This window comes from Streptomyces sp. NPDC029014 (genome assembly GCF_055564695.1).
Genome location: NZ_JBVHVT010000206.1, coordinates 1 through 2,398, shown reverse-complemented (window position 1 = coordinate 2,398; position 2,398 = coordinate 1). Strand labels below are relative to the sequence as shown.

Annotated in this window: 1 protein-coding gene; it reads right to left on the bottom strand. The window is 73.6% G+C overall.

Features of this window, described 5'->3' with window-relative positions; genetic code table 11:
- Positions 1–2,398 (bottom strand): SDR family NAD(P)-dependent oxidoreductase (locus ACZ4VL_RS40450; RefSeq protein ID WP_468210996.1); only part of this gene is annotated, 2,398 nt, incomplete at both ends.

Genomic DNA, 2,398 nt, shown 5'->3' with positions numbered 1-2,398 from the left:
CGTCATGCCCCAGCACCGCGGCGACCTGCGCCCGCACCAGACCGAGCAGCTCCCGCTCCAACTCGACAGCACCGAGACCGGCGAACCGCTCGACCCCGGTACCGGTACCGGTGGCGGCATCGCCACGGGCAGCGGATCCGGCGGCCGGTGTGGCCGTCAGCTCGCCGATGAGGGCGCTGGGACGGACGGCTGTGAACGCGGGGCCGAAGCGCTCCCAGTCCACGTCGGCGACCAGCAGTGCCGCATCGGACGATGCCGCGGCACTCTGCTGGAGGACCGCCAGCGCGGTGTCCGGCGTCATCGGCGGAAGACCCTCGCGCCGCAGGCGCGCTTCCAGCGCCTCGTCGGCGGCCATGCCGCCCTCGGCCCACGGACCCCAGGCAAGGGAGGTCGCGGCCAGGCCCGCGGCCCGCCGCTGCTCGGCGAGCGCATCGAGATGGGCGTTGGCGGCGGCGTAGTTGGCCTGGCCCGGCGCGCCGATCATGCCGCTCATCGAGGAGAAGAGCACGAAGGCGGACAGCTCGATGCCCAGCTCGACGGTCAACTCGTGCAGGTTGAGCGCCGAGGTCGTCTTCGCCCGGAGCACTGCGTCGAACCGATCCGGAGTCAGCGCGTCCAGGACACCGTCGTCCAGCACACCGGCGGTGTGGACCACCGCCGTGAGGGTCTCGGCCTCGGCCGCCAGCAACGCACGCAGGGCATCCCGGTCGGCGGCGTCGCACGCCACGACCGACACCTCCACACCGAGCTCGGAGAGCTCCGCCGCCAGCTCGGCGGCGCCCGGAGCGTCAGCGCCCCGACGGCTGGTCAGCACCAGCCGCTCCGCACCCGCACCGGCCAGCCAGTGCGCCATCCGCTGGCCGAGCGCGCCCGTACCACCGGTGACCAGGACCGTCCCGGACGGCTCCCACGAGCCCGTGTTGCCGCCGGAGGCACGGACCAGTCGGCGTCCGAAGACCCCGGAGGAACGAACCGCGACCTGATCCTCACCGGCCGCACCGCCGGCCAGCACGCCGACCAGCCGGCCCATCGCCCGCTCGTCCCACACCTCGGGCAGGTCGACCAAACCGCCCCAGCGCTCCGGCAGCTCCAGCGCAGCCACCCGGCCCAGACCCCACGTCTGAGCCTGCACCGCCGACACCAGCCGGTCCGAACGACCCACGCTCACCGCACCACGGGTCAGGCACCACAACGGCGCCCCCACCCCGGCATCACCCAACGCCTGCACCAACACGGCCGTCGCGACGACACCGGTCGCCTCGTCCAGCGCCAGCAGCGACACCACACCCGCGACGCCCTCGACCCCGGCCAGCAGACCGGCCACAGCGGCACGATCGGCCCCGGCCTCGACGACCACCTGACGGACCTCGGCACCACGCCCGGCGAGGGCGCCCACCACGGCGGTGTCGTCCACGCCCGCGGCAGCAGGCGTCACGACCAGCCAGGAACCGGACACGCGAGGGCCGGAGGCCACGTCCGTCAGCGGCTTCCACGACACCTGGTAGCGCCGGCGGTCCACCTCGGACTGCGTCCGCAGGCCACGGCGCCAGGCAGACAGGGCCGGGAGCACCAGGCCCCAGGCGTTCTCGTCGTCCACGTCCAGCGTGCCGGCGAGCGACTCCAGGTCCTCGCGCTCGACCGCGTCCCAGAAGCGGGCGTCGACGTCATGGCCGGCACCGTTGCGGGCACCGCCCATCAGCTGCAGCCAGTAGCGCTGCCGCTGGAAGGCGTACGTCGGCAGCTCGATCCGCCGGGCACCGGAACCGGCGTAGAACGCCTGCCAGTTCACGTCCAGGGCACGCAGATGGGCCTGAGCCAGCGATGTGACCGCCGTCTCGGCCTCGGAGCGGCCGCTCCGCAGCACCGGCACGAAGGCGGCGCCCTCGCCGGTGACGCACTCCTGGCCCATGGCCGAGAGGACACCCGGACCGAGTTCGAGGTACGTCGTGACGCCCGCGCCTTCCAGGGCCCGCAGGCCGTCGAGGAAGCGGACGGCCTCCCGGACGTGCCGCACCCAGAACTCCACCGACCCCATCTCGTCGGAGACGAGGGCACCGGTCAGGTTCGACACGACCGGAATACGCGGGGCGGCGAACGTCAGCCCCTCGACCACCTGGCGGAAGTCGTCGAGCATGCCGTCCATGTGCGGCGAGTGGAACGCGTGGCTGACCGTCAGCCGCTTGGTCTTGCGGCCCTGCGCCTCGAAGGCCTCCGCGATGGCGGCCGCGGCGTCCTCGTCACCGGCGATGACCACCGACTGCGGACCGTTGACGGCGGCGACGCTCACCCGGTCGGCGTCGGTGAGCAGCGGCAGGACCTCGTCCTCCGACGCCTGGACGGCGATCATCACGCCACCGCCCGGGAGGGCCTGCATCAGCCGGCCGCGGGCCGCGACCAG